Raw genomic sequence first — 14,681 nt, forward strand, 5'->3', positions numbered from 1 at the left:
TCCTCAGATTGCAATAAAATCAACCTGCACATTTTTATTTGCAGATTTGTGAAGATTCGGAGGAACATCGGATGGGAGGCTCGGGGGGCTCCGGGTGGATGCGCTGGGGGATGCCGGCCCTGCTGATCCTACTGGGGGCGGTCCTGTTGCTTCTGATCGGGATCGCCGTCGGGATCGCGGCGGGTTGGATCCCGTGGGTGTAGAGGGTGAGCGCGAGGGCTCCTCCAGGCTCGCCCGGCGATCCCCGGGGGTATCCTGCGATTTCTCTTGAGGAGGCGAGCGATGTCGGTGCAGCAGATCCTCCCCTTCCTGTCCACTGTGGTGATGGCCGCCTTCGTGGTGGCGGTGTTCCGGCGATATGCGGAGCGGCGCGGGACGCATCTTCTGCTCTGGGGCATCGGGCTAACTATGTTCGGGCTGGGCAGCTTCGCCGAGGCGTATCTGGCCGTGGGCTGGAACCCATGGATCTTCCGCGCCTGGTATCTCTTCGGCGCAGCGCTGAACGCCGCCTGGCTGGGCCAGGGGACGGTTTATCTGCTGGTCCGTCGGCGGGAGATCGCCCACGGGTTGCTGGCAGTCCTGATCTTAGGGAGCCTCTTCGCCGGATATCTGATGCTGACCACCCCCTTGGATTCTTCCGCTTACACCCCTGCTCGTCCCATCAGCGAGCAATATCGCGAGATCATGCCGCCACGAGCGCCGGTCCGCCTGACTACGCCCTTCTTTAACATCTACGGTCTGATCACCCTCGTGGGGGGTGCGCTCTATTCGGCGTATCTGCTGTGGCGCCGACAGATGTTCCCCCAGCGGGTGATCGGGAACATCCTGATCGCCGCAGGCGCCCTCTCGGTGGCGGCGGCGAGCACCCTGACCCGCCTGGGGGCCGGGCAGTATCTGTATCTGGGGGAGCTGCTGGCGGCCACGTTGATGTTCGCTGGCTTCCTCCTGGCCACCCAGCGCCCGGCTGTGTCCACCGCCCCACAGGGGGCCGGTCGCTGAAGAAGCCCCATCGAAGGTCCTGTTCGTCCTTGCAGGGGCCACGCGCCGTCCGGAAACCCCGGGGTGCTCGAGTTAAAATGGAGCCACATCCCGGAGGTGGGGAGCGAGGACCTCATGGCGGAAGGATCGATGTGGCGCGGCATCATCCATGCGTATCGCCCGTTTCTGCGCGTGGCCTCGATCGATCCCATCACCCTCCACGAAGGCAACACCCCGCTCGTGCCCGCTCTCCGTCTGGCGCAGGCCATCGGCTTCCCCGGTTCCCTCTATCTGAAATACGAAGGCCTGAACCCCACGGGCTCTTTCAAGGACCGGGGGATGACCACGGCGCTGACCCAGGCGGTCGCGGAGGGCGCACAGGCGGTGATCTGCGCCAGCACAGGGAACACCGCCGCCTCCGCGGCTGCTTATGCGGCCCGCGCCGGCCTGCGGGCCATCGTCCTGGTCCCGGCCGGGAAGATCGCCCTGGGGAAGCTCGTGGCGGCGATGGCCTACGGCGCCACCGTCCTGGCGGTGGAGGGGAACTTCGATGCAGCGCTGGCGCTGGTGCGGCGCGCCGTGGAGGTCTATCCCATCGCCCTGGTGAACTCCCTCAATCCCTACCGGCTCGAGGGCCAGCAGACCGCCGCCTTCGAGATTTGCGATCAGTTGGGCCGGGCGCCCGACTGGCTGGCGATCCCGGTGGGGAACGCCGGGAACATCACCGCTTACTGGAAGGGGTTCCGCGCTTACCATCAGGCTGGCCGCATCGCCGCGCTGCCTCGTCTCCTGGGCGTTCAAGCGGAGGGCGCGGCGCCGCTGGTGCGGGGCCATCCCATCGATCAGCCGGAGACGGTGGCCACGGCGATCCGCATCGGGCGGCCAGCTCGCGGGGCCGAGGCCGCGCAGGCCGTCCGGGAGTCCGGTGGGCGGTTCCTCGCAGTCTCGGATGAGGAGATCCTGGAGGCGTGGCGGATGCTGGCGGCCCTGGAGGGCCTTTTCGTGGAGCCGGCCTCAGCCGCCGCGGTGGCCGGGCTGCGCCGGGCGCTGGCCGAGGGACTGATCCCGCGCCGGGAGGAGCTCCAGGTGGTGGCGGTGCTGACCGGCCACGGCCTGAAAGATCCCGAGGTTGCCCTGCGGATCCTGCCGGCGCCCGCCCGGGTCCCAGCGGATTGGGAGGCCTTCCGTCGGACCCTGGAGCCGTTGCTGGAGCGCCCGCCTGAGCCCCGGGCGGAAACCGAAGCGCCCCTCCCTCGCCCGAGCGTTCCCTGAGCCGTTCGTTCCCTCGCTGGATTCCGATCCGGAGGTGAACAGATGAACCGCTTGCCGGAAGCGGTGGAGGCCTTGCTGGAGGCCGCCCTGGTGGCGGAGTTCACGGTGCTGGATGGTCGGAACCGTCCCGTGGTCCATCCCATGCTCCCCCTTTACGTCGGGGATGGACGGATCTATCTCACCTCCAGTGTGCTGTTCTCCCGCAAGCTCTTTCACATCCGACGGAACCCACGGGTGGCGCTGAGCATCACGGACCCCGTGGCGGCGCCGGTGGCGCGCTGGGGCGCGGTGACGATCCAGGGGGAGGCCACGATCGATGACGCGGACCCCCACTCCGGATGGCTGTGGTTGTTGCCGGCTTGGGCGCGGAAGGAGCCGGATATCCCCCGCTTGGTGAAAAACCGGTGGATGCTCCCGCTGTTCTGGGAGCGTGTGGTGATCGCCATCACCCCTCGCCGGATCTTCCACTGGCCCCCCGGTGGGACTGGGGAGCCGGTGGTTTACGATCTCTCGGAGGGTGGCTGAGATGTCCCAGCCTGCGATGCGCGAGATCCTGTCGGAGGCGCAGCGACGGACGGCGGAGCATCCCTTCGCCGTTCTGGTTTGGGTGGACGAGGCGGGCTATCCGATGCATCGCCCGGGGCCTTTTGAGGTAGAGGAGGATGGGATCCGGTTGCGGATCTCCGATGAGCCCCTGCCACCGGATGGCGCCCCGGTCGCGGTGATCCTGAGCCGGATCCGGCCGCGGCCTCAGGGAGGCTACGAGGGGCGACGATACTGGACCTTCCACGGTTCTGCGCACCGTCGCGCCGATGGCGTAGCCGTGCGGCCCCATCGGGTCTCCGGATGGCGGGAGGATGAGCGGCCGTTCCTGGCGTTGTGCGAGGGGGCAGTGCCGCAAGCGCAGCGCTATTTCGCCTTTCTGAGCCGGATCCACGGCCGTCCGATCCGTCCGCGCCTGCCGCTTGCCGGGCTGCTCCTCCGGGCGACGCGAGCGCCGTTCCTGACGGCCACCGTGATCCCGGTGCTCCTGGGGGCGGCGGTGGCCTTCTACGAGGGGTCCTTCTCGTTGCCCTGGCTGGTCCTCACCCTGGCCGCCGCGGCATTGGTGCACCTGGGGCTCAACGTGTGCAACGACATCTTCGACGCGCTCTCCGGGGCGGACGCGGTCAACCCGAGCCCCACGCCGTTCAGCGGCGGCTCGCGGGTGATCCAATATGGCCTCCTGGGGATCCGGGAGATGGCCCTCCTGTGCGCAGCCCTGTATGGAGGTGGGGCTCTCCTCGGCCTGTTGATGGTGATCTTCCGCGCCGGGGTGCCGCTTCTCGTCCTGGGGGCCTCCGGCCTTCTGCTCAGCATCGCGTATACGGCCCCTCCGCTGCGGCTGGCCTATCGGGGGCTGGGGGAGCTGGCGGTGGCCTTGGGCTTCGGCCCCCTGATGACCATAGGTGCCTATACGGTCCAGACCGGCCGCATCGGGTGGTCCCCGCTGATCGCCTCTGTGCCCGTCGCCCTCTTGATCGCGCTGGTGCTTTATGTCAACGAGGTGCCGGACCGGGCGGGGGATGCGGCGGCTGGGAAGCGCACTTTGGCCGTTCGCCTCTCCGGGCGGTGGCGGGCGAGGATCTACGGGATCGGGGTGGCGGCTGCTTATCTCTTTGTCGGGATCGCGGTGATCCTGAGGTGGATGCCCCCCTGGGCCGTCGCGGTCGGGGTGACCCTCCCCATGGCCGTCTCCGTCGGCCGTTCCCTTGCCCGTTTCGCCGAGCAGCCTTACGCCCTGATCCCGGCGATGGCCACACAGATCCGTCTGCATCTTTACGCCGGGCTGTTGCTCGCCGCCAGCTATCTGGTGAGCCGATGGCTGGGGCCTGGAGGATCCTGAGCCCGGGCGGGGGCGAACCCAGAGATGAGGTGGAACGCGCATGGCTGAGGTGCAGATCAAGTGGGTGGAGAAGCGCCAGTTCGTGGGGATCGACAGCACGCGGCACAGCGTGGTGATCTCCGGCACCGGGCCGGAGGACGGGGTGGGGATGAAGCCGGCGGAGCTGTTGCTGATCGCCCTGGGGGCGTGCTCCGCCTTCGACGTGTTAGACATCCTGGAGAAGAAACGGCAGAAGGTCACCGGCCTGGAGGTCCGGGTGCACGGCGAGCAGGATCCGGAGCCGCCGTGGGCCTTCCGTCGCATCCACGTGACGTATCGGGTCCGGGGCCGCGGCATCTCCCCGAAGGCGGTGGAGGATGCGGTGCGCCTTTCCGAGGAGAAATACTGCTCCGTCAGCGCCACGGTCCGCGGGGTGGCCGCGCTCACCCACACCATCGAGCTCGTGGAGGAGGAGGGATGAGGGCCACATCCCGAGCGCAACTTCGAAGGTAGGAGCTCGTCTTCTGAGGTCTCCGGCGCGTTCGGAGGATCCGTAAAGGCTGAGGTTCGCACAAGGGGAGCCCATCCTGGCGAAGCGGAGGCGAGCCATGCACAAAGGAGATTTTGCGCAAATCAGAGCGGCCTGGGTATAATGTGGCCACAAATGTAGCCACATTTATGCCGGAGGCGAGGCATGCCTTACGTCAGTGTGCGTGAACTCAAGGGACAACTTAGCCGGATCTTGCGGGCCGTGCGGGAGGGGCGGAAAGAGTATCTGGTTACATACCGTGGCCGCGTGGTGGCGCGCATCTCGCCCGTTGTGCCACCGAAGCAGCGGGTGGGAATGAAAAAGGTGCGGAAAGTGATGCGCGATCTGGAGCAGCTGGCCGCGGAGATCGGCAAGAAGTGGCCAGCGGGTGTGTCCGCGGTTGAGGCGGTCCGGGAAGAGCGGAGGGACCTCTGACGTGGTGGTCGATGCCAGCGTGTGGGTCAGCGCCCTGGTGCCTTCGGATGTGCATCACGCGGCCAGCCGTCGGTGGTTGGAGGCGCGCCTGCGGGAGGGGATGCCCCTGGTTGCACCGGTCATCCTGCTGGCGGAGGTGGGTGGAGCCATTGCCCGGCGCACGGGCGACACGAGGCTGGGCCGGCAGGCTATAGACATGTTGCTGGCCTTTCCCACTCTGCGTTTGACTCCTATAGATGACAATCTGGGTGGTGAGGCGGCGCTTTTGGCCGCGCGGCTGCGCCTGCGAGGGGTGGACGCGGTGTACGTGGCCACCGCCGTCCTGGTGGGGGCGCCCCTTGTGACCTGGGACGTGGAACAGCGAAAGCGGGCTGTTTCAGTTATACAAGCGCACGCCCCCGACGCACCTTGAGTCGAGAGAGAGTGCGGTGGGAAAGGTTAGCGCGAAGAAGCGCTGGGATCGATTGGCTCTATCGAGAAGAATGAGGTCGTCGTTCATACAGGACAACGGAATCCGGAATGGCTCTCCTATTGCCGGGAGGCGCGGGAGGGGGACGAGCACCACCCTCCACGGGGGATCTCTACGGATTGGAGAGACTTGAGCCCCGACTTGATGTTGCCGCTGAAGTGGCTCCTACTTGGCATCCCTCTCATCCCCTCCAAGCAGCCGGGGGCCCGGCGAAGATCGCCGGGCCCCCGGCCCTTAGGGGGTGCGCGCTTCCGGAATCCAGGGCGCCGGTGTATGGAGCGGGTGATCGGCCGCCTGGTATTTCCCCCAATTTTAATAGAGGGGCACGTTGGGGTCAACTTCCCGCGACCAGGCGTTGATGCCCCCCCGCAGGTTGCGGACCCGCAGGCCGGCCGCCTGCATGATCCGGGCCGCCTGGGCGCTGCGGGCGCCGGTCTTGCAGTAGACCACGTATTCCCGGGTGGGGTCCAGCCGGTTCAGGTGCGCCGGCAGCTCGCGGAGTGGGATGAGGATGGCCCCCTCCAGGCGGCAGATCTCCCACTCGTGGGGCTCCCGCACGTCCAACAGCACGATCCCCCGGCCGTCCCGCTCCAGCATGGCCTTGAGCTCCTGCGGGGTGATGTCGAACTCCGTGCGCACCTCATGCTCATGGATGGGCACGCCGCAGAAGGCCTCGTAGTCGATCAGCTCCCGGATGGTGGGGTTCTCCCCACAGACGGGGCATGCCGGGTTCTTGCGCAGCTTGAGCTCCCGGAAACGCATGCTCAGGGCGTCGTAAAGCAGCAACCGGCCGATCAGCGGCTCGCCCTGGCCGATGATCAGCTTGATGGCTTCGGTGGCCTGGATGGCCCCGATCACCCCGGGCAGCACGCCGAAGACCCCGCCCTCGGCGCAGGAGGGCACCAGGCCGGGCGGCGGCGGCTCGGGGTAAAGGCAGCGATAGCAGGGCCCCACCCGGGCGTCGAAGACGGTGGCCTGCCCCTCGAACCGGAAGATGCTGCCGTAGACCAGGGGCTTCCCCAGGAACACACAGGCGTCGTTGACCAGGTAGCGAGTGGGGAAGTTATCCGTGCCGTCGATGATGATGTCGTAGTCTTTGAGGATCTCCAGGGCGTTGGCGCTGGTCAGCACCGTCTCGTGGGTCTCCACCGTGATGTCCGGGTTGAGGTCCAGCAGGCGCGCTTTCGCCGAGGCCAGCTTGGGCTTGCCCACCCAGGAGGTGCCGTGCAGGATCTGGCGCTGCAGGTTGCTCTCGTCGACCACGTCGAAATCCACCAGGCCGATGCGCCCCACCCCGGCGGCGGCCAGGTAGAGAGCGGCGGGGGAGCCCAGCCCGCCCGCCCCGATGATGAGGACGCTGGCGGCCTTCAGTTTCTTCTGGCCGGTCAGGCCCACCTCCGGCATCAGGAGATGCCGGCTGTAGCGGCGGATCTCCTCGTTCGTCAGGATCACCTCATTCACGTTTAACATCCCGACCTCCCGAAGGGCGAAGGATAGCGATTCGGGAAGGCTGGCGAGGGGCGGATGCGTCGGACTCCCTTCGAAGCTGGAGCCACTGCCGGCGCAGCGTCTCCGCCGTCGCCACCCCGTTGTTGACCGCCCGCACCGTCCCCGAGGCGTCCACCCACATGGTGGTCGGCACCGTCCAGACCCGGTAGCGGGTTGCAGCCTCCGGCTCCGCGGTGACGTCCACCGCTCGCACCCGCACAGCCTCCCGCCACTCCGCCACAAGGGTCTCGAGGATCGGCGTCTGGATCAGACGGCACGGGCCGCAGGAGGGCGTGTAGAAATACAGGAGGGTCAGCGGACCCTCCAGGTCCTCCGCTCGGGGCCGGGCCAGCCGGCGCTGGGCGCAGGCGATGAGACACCAGGCCAGCCAGAGGCCCAGCAGCACCCCAAGGGCCATCAGGGCCCGCTCGATCATCCCTCCACCTCCCGACGCTCGATGGGCCGGGCGGTGAAGCCGGGGACGCCCAGGCGGCTCAGCTGGTAATACACGAAGCAGCCGGCGCAGAACCCGAAGAAGAGGTTCAGGGCGGCCAGGACGATCACCAGCCAGGCCAGGGCCCAGCCGATTGGGGTGTAGCCCAGGAAAAGCGCCACCGCCCCCAGGGCCAGGAAGGTCCCGCCCAGCCCCTGGGCGAACCGGTGAGGCTCCGGGTTGTCCGTCAGCACCCGGGGCCGCAGCCACCCCCGGGGCTTCAGAATCCGAAAGTAGATCTGCTGGAACAGGGCGGCCGCGGGGAAGGCGGTTCCCACCAGCATCACGAGGGCCACGAAGGCCACCAGCGCCGGCAGGTTGAACACGAAGGCCAGCAGGTTCAGGGTGATGATGCTGGCCTGATTGAACTTCAACGCCGTGTGATCCACCCGTCGTTCCACCATCTCTCACCTCCATCGGCGATCCGGTGCCGGTTCAGGACCCGGGCGACCTTCCGCCGGCGATGGAGGGCACGATGCTGAGGGTCTGCCCATCCGGGATCGGGGTCTCCTCTCCCTGCAGATAGCGGACGTCCTCATCGCCCAGGTAAAGATTCACGAAGGAGCGCAGGCGCCCCTCCTCGGTGAATAGGTGCCGCTTGAGCTCCGGAAACTGGTCCGTCAGCGCCCGCAGGGCTTCCCCCACTGTGCGGGCCTCCACGGTCACCACTTTCTCCCCGCGGGTGTAGACGCGCAGCGGGGTTGGGATCAGGATCTGCACCGCCATCGGTTTCACCTCCCGACGAAGGATGGAGGATTAGGTCCGCCGCTTGCGGCCCCGGCCGCTGCGGCAAGTTTCCGCTCAGCCCGTGACCTCCAGGGGTCGCTCGACGAAGGCGGAGCGATCCTCCCGGAGCTCCCAGACTCGCCAGTCGATGGCCCGGCCGCCCTCCACCGAGACGATCAGGTAGGCATACCAGGGCCAGGCGTGCTCTCGATCGAAGGCGGAGGGCCGGGCCGGGTGATCCGGGTGGGAATGGAAGAACCCGATGATCTCCAGCCCCGCCGCCGCGGCGGCCCGCTCCGCCGCCCGCACCTCCTCCGGCGGGATCAGGAAGCGATGGGTCTGCTCCGCCGGGTTCTCCCAGCGGTTGTCGACCAGCCGCAGGTCCTCCACGACCTTGATCCCGTCGACCTCCCGGCCCAGGAGGATCCCGCAAGCTTCCGCCGGATAGCCCGCTTCGACATGGGCCCGAATCCGGTCCCGCTGTGAGACGGACAGCCGCAACGTCATCGATTACCTCCCGGAGGATCGGCCTCGAACCAGAAGGACTCGCTGAGATATTTGTATCCGGCGTCCGGAAACAGGGTCACCACCACCCCCTCCCGCAGGCGGGCGGCGACCTGGAGGGCGGCCGCCATCGCTGCCCCGGCGGAGATGCCCACGAACAGGCCCTCCTCCCGGGCCAGCCGCCGCGCCATCGCGTAGGCCTCCTCGGTGGAGACCGTCAGGATCTCATCCAGGAGCTCCGGTTCGTAAATGCCCGGACGGATCGCGGTTTCCATGTGTTTGAGCCCCTCCAAGCCATGGAAGGGCCCGTCGGGTTGCACGCCGATCAGGCGGATCTCCGGGTTCTGTTCTTTCAGGTAGCGGCCCACCCCCATCATCGTCCCGCTGGTCCCCAGGCCGGCGACGAAGTGGGTGATCCGCCCCTCCGTCTGGGCCCAGATCTCCGGCCCCGTGGTGCGGTAGTGGGCCTTCCAGTTGGCCGGGTTGTTGTATTGATCGGCGTAGAAATACCGCTCGGGGTCGGCCTCGTAGCGACGGCGGGCCTCCAGGATCGCCCCATCGGTCCCCTCCAGGGGATCCGTGAGGATGAGCTCGGCGCCGTAGGCCCGCAGGATGCGCAGCCGCTCGGGGCTGGCGTTGGCCGGGATGCAAAGGGTGACCGGGTAACCCCGGGCAGCCCCCAGCATCGCGTAGGCGATCCCCATGTTGCCGGAGGTGGCGTCCAGGATGACCTTGCCCGGCCGCAGCCGGCCCTCCCGCTCCGCCGTCAGGATGATCTCCCGGGCCGGGCGATCCTTCACGGATCCCCCCGGGTTATACCATTCCGCCTTGGCGTAGATCTCCACCGGCGCGAAGGGCGCGGTGATCCGCCGGAACCGGATCAGCGGCGTGTGGCCGATGAGCTCGAACAGGTCTTTCGCTTCCACCACCCGGGCTCGGGCGATCGTGGGCACCATCGAACCCCCCTTGATCCTGCGGCAAATAAAAAGGACCAACACGATTCGGCGGGCCGGGAACGGGCCAGCGACCTCGACACCCTCAGGGCGCGGGGGCGTTGGCCACCCACCGATCGGTTGGTCCGCGATCAGGCGGGAAAAGGGCTCTCGCGGAGCCCTCATCCCAGGCGGGTGGCGTTAACGCCCCCGCCCAGGACAGATGCAACGCACAGGCTTCATGCCGGTTCGCATTTTGGGTCCACCGGATCAGCGTTTCTTTTCCATCTTACGGTGTGCGTCGGTCGTTGTCAAATTCGGGGTGTTGTCGGGGGGGCCGGCGCCGTTGACGGGATGGGCGGAAGAGGCCATCCTAAACCGGCGAGGCCGTTCAGGTGATTCGAAGAGCTGCCGTAAGGAAACCGCATATGGCGCGCATCCGTCGATGGGCCTTCGCCGGGGTTTTGCTGCTGATCCTCTGGCTGCTCGGGGCCCGGCCTCCTGAAGCCGTCCTCCTTCGTCCGATGGCGGGGACGCCCTCGCCGGCGCTCCCTACCCTTACACCCTCTGCTGTTCCCACCGCCTCGCCTCCGACGCCGGGCTCGCGTTACGGGCTGGCCATCGTGGACTTCCGGCTGCATCCAGACGGACCGCTCTACGCCGGGGATCGGCTCAGCTTCGAGGTGGAGGTCCGGAACGTCGGCCGCGCCCCTCTTGCGGGAGGCCGGGTGGAGATCCGGCGCGGGGGACCGGAGGGCGAGGAGGTCCTGGCGGAGGCCGCGTTGCCCGAGCTGGCGCCCGGTGCCTCCCATCGTGTGGTGTGGACCTGGGTCTGGCAGGCCCCCGGGTCAGGGACTTTCCCTCTGATTGGGATCGCCCGGGGCGAGGGCGCAGGCGGTGCAACAGAGGCCCGGTGGGCGCAGCCGGTGACCCTGGGCCCGCAAGAGGCGCTCCCGGAGACGGAGCGCCGGGCCCGCTGGGCTCAGGCCCGCAGCCGGTGCTGCACCCACGTCTATCTCACGGGCACCGCGGCGGAGGCGGACCTCGCGCGGTTGATGGCGTGGGCGGATGAGGCGGAGGCGACGGTGCGGGCTCGCATGGGCCTTTCCACCCCACTTCCCATCTCCGTGGTCTGGATCCCCCGCCTCTTGGGCCACGGCGGGTTTGCTGTGGGAGATAGCTTGATCCTGACCTACCCGGTGGCGGATCGCCTGCCGGTGGATCTCCCCACCATCCTGCGTCACGAAATGGTCCACCGGATGACATGCGCGGGGATCGGCCGCGAGGACTGTCTGGGGCATCTCCCGGCGCTGATCACGGAGGGGCTGGCGGTCTTCATCGCCGGGGGGCATTACCGTCCGGAGCCGCTGACCCAACGGGCCGCAGCCCTTCTCCGGATGGGCGGCTGGATCCCGCTGGAGGAGCTGGTCGAGGACTTTTATGCCCATCCTCACGAGATCGGCTACCTGGAAGCGGGCGCCTTCGTGGAGGAGCTGGTCCGGAAGGGTGGATGGCCTCGCTTCCTGGACTTCCTCCGATCCCTGGAACGCCGGCCCGGGGAGTCCGATCGAACCGTCCTTGACCGGGCCCTCCGGGATGTCTATCATCAAGATATCCGGGGGATCGAATCCCGCTGGCGGGAGGCCCTGGAGCGGCTGCCGCCGGATCCGGAGCAGGCGGCGGACCTGCGATTCGTGTGGACCTTCTTCGAGGCCTTGCGGGCCTACCAGCGCAAATACGATCCCTCGGCGTATTTCCTGCGAGCGTGGCTGCCGGACTGGCGTCAGGCGGTCCGCGAGGGGATTGTGGCGGATTTCATGCGGGCGCCGGATTCCCCGGAGGGGAGGCGGGCGTGGCAGGACCTGCAGGCGGCGCGGGCGCAGGCGGCCCGCGGCGATATCGCGGCGGCGCTGGCTGCCCTCCAGGCGCTCTGCCGGGCCCTGGGTTGCTCCGACGTTGCCGAGCCCGTTCTGGAGCGTCCGGGCCTTCCGGTCCCAGACGGACGGGCGAAAGGGTAGAAGGCGATGCGCGCGGCGTATGGGGGCTGGTATAGAGGCGCCCCGCTCTCCGGCCTGGTGCTCGCGCTGCCGCCGCGCGGCCGCGGGCGGCGGGAACCGCTCTACGCGGTCCTGACCGTGCACGGGGATCCGGGGACGCTCCCCTTCGAAGAGATCGCCCGGTGTTTGCGGGACGCCTTCGATCGGCAAGCCGGCAGCCTGACCGGCGCGCTCCGGGAGGCCGTGCTGGCTTTCCATCGCTGGCTTCTGGAGCAAAACCGGAACGCGCCGCCCGGGGAGCGCTGGGAGGTCGGCCTGACCCTCCTGGCGTTGCGGGAGGAGACGGCCTTCCTGGTGCAGGCCGGCCCGGCCTGGGCGGCCCATGTGACCCGGGAGGGCGTTCGTGTGTTCGCCCCGGAAGGGGAGCCGCCGGCCACCCTGGGAGCCGCCCGGGCGGTCTCGCTCCATTATGGGATGGCTTTCCTTCGCCCGGAGGATCGGTTGATCGTGACGGATGGGGTCACGGGCCCTCTGCTGGACCCCGGGGCGTTGATCCCCCTCACGCGCATTCAGAACCTGCCTCTGATCCTGGAGGCCATCGAGGCTCAGGTGGCCCGCACAGTGGAGCATCCGGTGGCCTTCCTGATCATGGCAGGGGAGCCCGGCCGGGCCGCCGCTGTTTCCCGGCCTCGTCCTCCAGAGCCGGCCCCGTTGGCTTCGACGGCCGCTCTTTCTGCGCTTCCTTCAACGGTTCAGACCGCTCGAGGCGGGCGCTGGAGGCTCCCGCGACCGCCGGGCATCGGGTTGCCCTTTTCTGTTCCCCGGGTTCGGTGGCGGGGATGGCCGCGGGTCTCGCTCCCGGCTTCCCCGGGATGGGTGCGGACGCTGGCGATGGCCCTCCCCTGGCTGCTCCTCCTCCTCACACTGGGGGTTTACATTCATCAGCGGAGCATCCTGATCGCCAGCCGGTTGCTGGCCCAGGCGCGGGCCGAGGCGGAGCGGGGGGCGCAGGCTCAGGCGCCCGGGGAGGCGCGCCGACACTGGGAGGCCGCCCGGGATCTCGCGCGGGCCGCTCAGGGATACGCCTCGCTGCCGGAGGCGGCGGCGCTGCAGGCCACCGCGCAGGCGCGGCTGGATCAGCTGGATCAGGCGGTGCAGCCTCTCCACCCAACTCGTCTGAGCTCCCTCCCCTCCGGCCGTCTGCGCCGGATGATCCTGCGGGATGTGGAGCTCTACGTGCTGGATCGGGAGGGGCGTTGTCGGGCGGAGGCCCCCCACCCCGGCGGGTGCGTGCTCTGGCTGGGCTACGACGAGATCCATCGGGGGCTGCTCAACGAATCCCCGCGGGAGCTGTTGTGGAGCGGGATGATCCTCCAGGGTTATCCCGTGAAGGAGCTGCTCGACCTGGCCTGGGTGGAGGCGGCGGGGGAGCGCACGGCCGGCGGGCTGATCGTCCTCCACGCCCAGGGCCTGGCGGAGAGCCGGAACCAGAGCCCGCGCTGGGTGGCCAGCCGCCTGACCCCGCTGGCGGATGGGTTGTTGCGCGCCTATCAGGGCAACCTCTACGTGCTGGATCGCGGGAACGGTCAGATCTGGCGGCTGCGTCCGGCAGAGGAGGATTACTCCCGGGAGCCCGAGCCGTATTTCTCATCGCCCCGCCCGGACCTGAGCGAGGCGGTGGATTTCTTGGTCTACCAGAACGTCTACGTCCTGTATCGGGACGGGCGGATGCGGATGTTCGTGAGGGGGCAAGAGGACGAAGGGTTCCCGCTGCGGGAGCTGCCTTCCCCGGCGTTGCCGAGCCCAGTGCGCCAGCCGATCGGCCTGATGATGGACGCCACGGCCCCGCGCCCATGGCTTTACATCCTGGAGCCGGATCGCCTGATCCAGCTCGGCCTGCGGGGCGATTTCGTCCGACAGATTCGGGGGGAGAAACTGCAGGATGTGATCGCCGCTGCCGTCGACGAGCGGCGGCACCGGCTCTTCTTCCTGCGCGGCGATGGGTCCCTGTGGGTGGCGGATCTCCCGCCGGTGGAGTAAGCGCTCGGATGCCGTTGATCGCTGGACGGAGGTGAACCGATGCGGTCATTGGGGTTCATCGGTCTGGGGCGCATGGGAACTCCCATGGCGCGTCGTCTGCTTCAAGCCGGGCACCGGCTCACGGTTCACAACCGCACCCGGTCGAAGGCGGAGGCGCTGGTGGCCGAGGGAGCGCAGTGGGCGGATTCCCCTCGTGCGGTCGCGCAGGCCAGCGAGGTGGTTTTCATGATGTTGGCGGATTCCCAGGCCAGCGAGGCCGTGCTGACGGGACCGGAGGGGGTGCTGGCGGGCGCCCGGGAGGGGCTGATCGTGGTGGATATGAGCACCATCGCGCCTGCGGTTTCCCGGCGCCTCGCTGAGCAAGCGGCGCGTCAAGGGGTGACGATGCTGGACGCGCCGGTATCCGGCAGCGTGGGCCCGGCGACGGAGGGAACGCTCACGATCTTCGTGGGAGGGCCTCGGGAGGCCTTCGAGGCGGTCCGGGATCTGCTCGGGATCCTGGGGCGGGATATCCATTACGTGGGGGAGAACGGGATGGGGTGCGCAGTGAAGCTGGCCGTGAACCTCATCCTCGGCATCTCGATCCAGGCGCTGGGGGAGGCCTTCGCCCTGGGGGCCCGGGCAGGGATCCCGCCGGCCCGGTTGTGGGAGATCCTGTCGGATCTGGCGGTGATCTCTCCATCGCTTCGCAACAAGGGTGGGAAGATCGTCCAGGGGGATTTCGCACCCTCTTTCGCCCTCCGGCTGATGGAGAAAGACCTGGGCTTGATCGTCGAGTTCGGCCGCCAGGTGGGCGCCTCGACGCCTCTGGCCGCCGTCGCCCAGCAGACGTTCCTGGCGGCCCGGGAGCACGGATGGGCGGAGGCGGATTACTCCGCCATCGCGGCATGGTTGCTGGATCAGCGGCCGCCGAATGCGGGATGATCCGTCGCCTCCGAATCCTGGCCGGGAAGG

The 14,681-nt window shown here is 68.4% G+C and carries 17 protein-coding genes; 11 read left to right on the plus strand and 6 right to left on the minus strand.

Annotated elements, in window-relative coordinates; genetic code table 11:
* The first annotated feature begins 71 nt into the window (after positions 1 to 71).
* The 8 genes from CFB18_RS16185 (at position 72) to CFB18_RS03575 (ending at position 5,490) form a co-directional block, all read left to right on the plus strand.
* Positions 72 to 203, plus strand: coding sequence for a hypothetical protein (locus tag CFB18_RS16185; RefSeq protein WP_268808063.1), 132 nt, complete (start codon positions 72 to 74; stop codon positions 201 to 203).
* Positions 204 to 282: 79 nt separating this feature from the next.
* Positions 283 to 999 (plus strand): hypothetical protein, encoded by a 717-nt coding sequence (locus CFB18_RS03545; RefSeq protein WP_088570432.1) that lies wholly within the window; start codon positions 283 to 285, stop codon positions 997 to 999.
* 129 nt (positions 1,000 to 1,128) lie between these two features.
* Positions 1,129 to 2,250, plus strand: a complete 1,122-nt coding sequence (gene thrC / locus CFB18_RS03550) for a threonine synthase (protein WP_200808067.1) — start codon at positions 1,129 to 1,131, stop codon at positions 2,248 to 2,250.
* A 42-nt stretch (positions 2,251 to 2,292) separates the two neighbouring features.
* Complete coding sequence (locus CFB18_RS03555; RefSeq protein WP_088570433.1) at positions 2,293 to 2,775, plus strand: pyridoxamine 5'-phosphate oxidase family protein; 483 nt, start codon at positions 2,293 to 2,295, stop codon at positions 2,773 to 2,775.
* Position 2,776: 1 nt separating this feature from the next.
* Positions 2,777 to 4,135 carry a prenyltransferase gene (locus CFB18_RS03560; RefSeq protein WP_088570434.1) on the plus strand — a complete coding sequence of 453 codons (1,359 nt, stop codon included), beginning with the start codon at positions 2,777 to 2,779 and terminating at the stop codon, positions 4,133 to 4,135.
* Between the two features lie 40 nt (positions 4,136 to 4,175).
* Positions 4,176 to 4,595 carry an OsmC family protein gene (locus tag CFB18_RS03565; RefSeq protein ID WP_088570435.1) on the plus strand — a complete coding sequence of 140 codons (420 nt, stop codon included), beginning with the start codon at positions 4,176 to 4,178 and terminating at the stop codon, positions 4,593 to 4,595.
* Positions 4,596 to 4,808: 213 nt separating this feature from the next.
* Positions 4,809 to 5,078 carry a type II toxin-antitoxin system Phd/YefM family antitoxin gene (locus CFB18_RS03570; protein ID WP_088570436.1) on the plus strand — a complete coding sequence of 90 codons (270 nt, stop codon included), beginning with the start codon at positions 4,809 to 4,811 and terminating at the stop codon, positions 5,076 to 5,078.
* Position 5,079: 1 nt separating this feature from the next.
* Positions 5,080 to 5,490: a type II toxin-antitoxin system VapC family toxin gene (locus CFB18_RS03575; protein ID WP_159461552.1), complete on the plus strand. Its 411-nt coding sequence runs from the start codon at positions 5,080 to 5,082 to the stop codon at positions 5,488 to 5,490.
* Positions 5,491 to 5,859: 369 nt separating this feature from the next.
* On the opposite strand, the gene moeB is transcribed toward CFB18_RS03575, so the two are convergent.
* The 6 genes from moeB to CFB18_RS03605 all read right to left on the minus strand — a co-directional run bounded on the left by moeB (position 5,860) and on the right by CFB18_RS03605 (position 9,714).
* A complete protein-coding gene (gene moeB / locus CFB18_RS03580) occupies positions 5,860 to 7,017 on the minus strand; it encodes a molybdopterin-synthase adenylyltransferase MoeB (RefSeq protein WP_088570438.1) in 1,158 nt (385 codons plus the stop codon).
* Positions 7,001 to 7,471 (minus strand): thioredoxin family protein, encoded by a 471-nt coding sequence (locus CFB18_RS03585; RefSeq protein WP_088570439.1) that lies wholly within the window; start codon positions 7,469 to 7,471, stop codon positions 7,001 to 7,003. The genes moeB and CFB18_RS03585 overlap by 17 nt, the downstream gene beginning before the upstream one ends.
* Entirely contained in the window at positions 7,468 to 7,932 is a 465-nt protein-coding gene (locus CFB18_RS03590; RefSeq protein ID WP_088570440.1) for a DUF4395 domain-containing protein, read from the minus strand. The genes CFB18_RS03585 and CFB18_RS03590 overlap by 4 nt, the downstream gene beginning before the upstream one ends.
* A gap of 31 nt (positions 7,933 to 7,963) precedes the next feature.
* Positions 7,964 to 8,254, minus strand: coding sequence for a MoaD/ThiS family protein (locus CFB18_RS03595; RefSeq protein ID WP_088570441.1), 291 nt, complete (start codon positions 8,252 to 8,254; stop codon positions 7,964 to 7,966).
* Positions 8,255 to 8,329: 75 nt separating this feature from the next.
* The gene (locus CFB18_RS03600; protein ID WP_088570442.1) at positions 8,330 to 8,761 is read right to left on the minus strand and encodes a M67 family metallopeptidase; all 432 of its coding nucleotides are present in this window, start codon (positions 8,759 to 8,761) and stop codon (positions 8,330 to 8,332) included.
* A complete protein-coding gene (locus CFB18_RS03605; protein WP_088570443.1) occupies positions 8,758 to 9,714 on the minus strand; it encodes a PLP-dependent cysteine synthase family protein in 957 nt (318 codons plus the stop codon). Before CFB18_RS03605 ends, CFB18_RS03600 begins: the two co-directional genes overlap by 4 nt.
* A 404-nt stretch (positions 9,715 to 10,118) precedes the next feature.
* Between CFB18_RS03605 and CFB18_RS03610 the strand changes: the two genes are divergently transcribed.
* Genes CFB18_RS03610 through CFB18_RS03620 form a run of 3 tightly spaced genes read left to right on the plus strand, consistent with a single transcriptional unit; the run spans position 10,119 to position 14,651 of the window.
* Positions 10,119 to 11,708 (plus strand): hypothetical protein, encoded by a 1,590-nt coding sequence (locus tag CFB18_RS03610; protein ID WP_088570444.1) that lies wholly within the window; start codon positions 10,119 to 10,121, stop codon positions 11,706 to 11,708.
* Between the two features lie 6 nt (positions 11,709 to 11,714).
* Positions 11,715 to 13,727: a hypothetical protein gene (locus tag CFB18_RS03615; protein WP_088570445.1), complete on the plus strand. Its 2,013-nt coding sequence runs from the start codon at positions 11,715 to 11,717 to the stop codon at positions 13,725 to 13,727.
* A 39-nt stretch (positions 13,728 to 13,766) separates the two neighbouring features.
* Complete coding sequence (locus CFB18_RS03620) at positions 13,767 to 14,651, plus strand: NAD(P)-dependent oxidoreductase (RefSeq protein WP_088570446.1); 885 nt, start codon at positions 13,767 to 13,769, stop codon at positions 14,649 to 14,651.
* Positions 14,652 to 14,681: the final 30 nt, after the last annotated feature.

Origin of the sequence: Thermoflexus hugenholtzii JAD2 (assembly GCF_900187885.1) — a bacterium.
Lineage (GTDB): Bacteria > Chloroflexota > Anaerolineae > Thermoflexales > Thermoflexaceae > Thermoflexus > Thermoflexus hugenholtzii.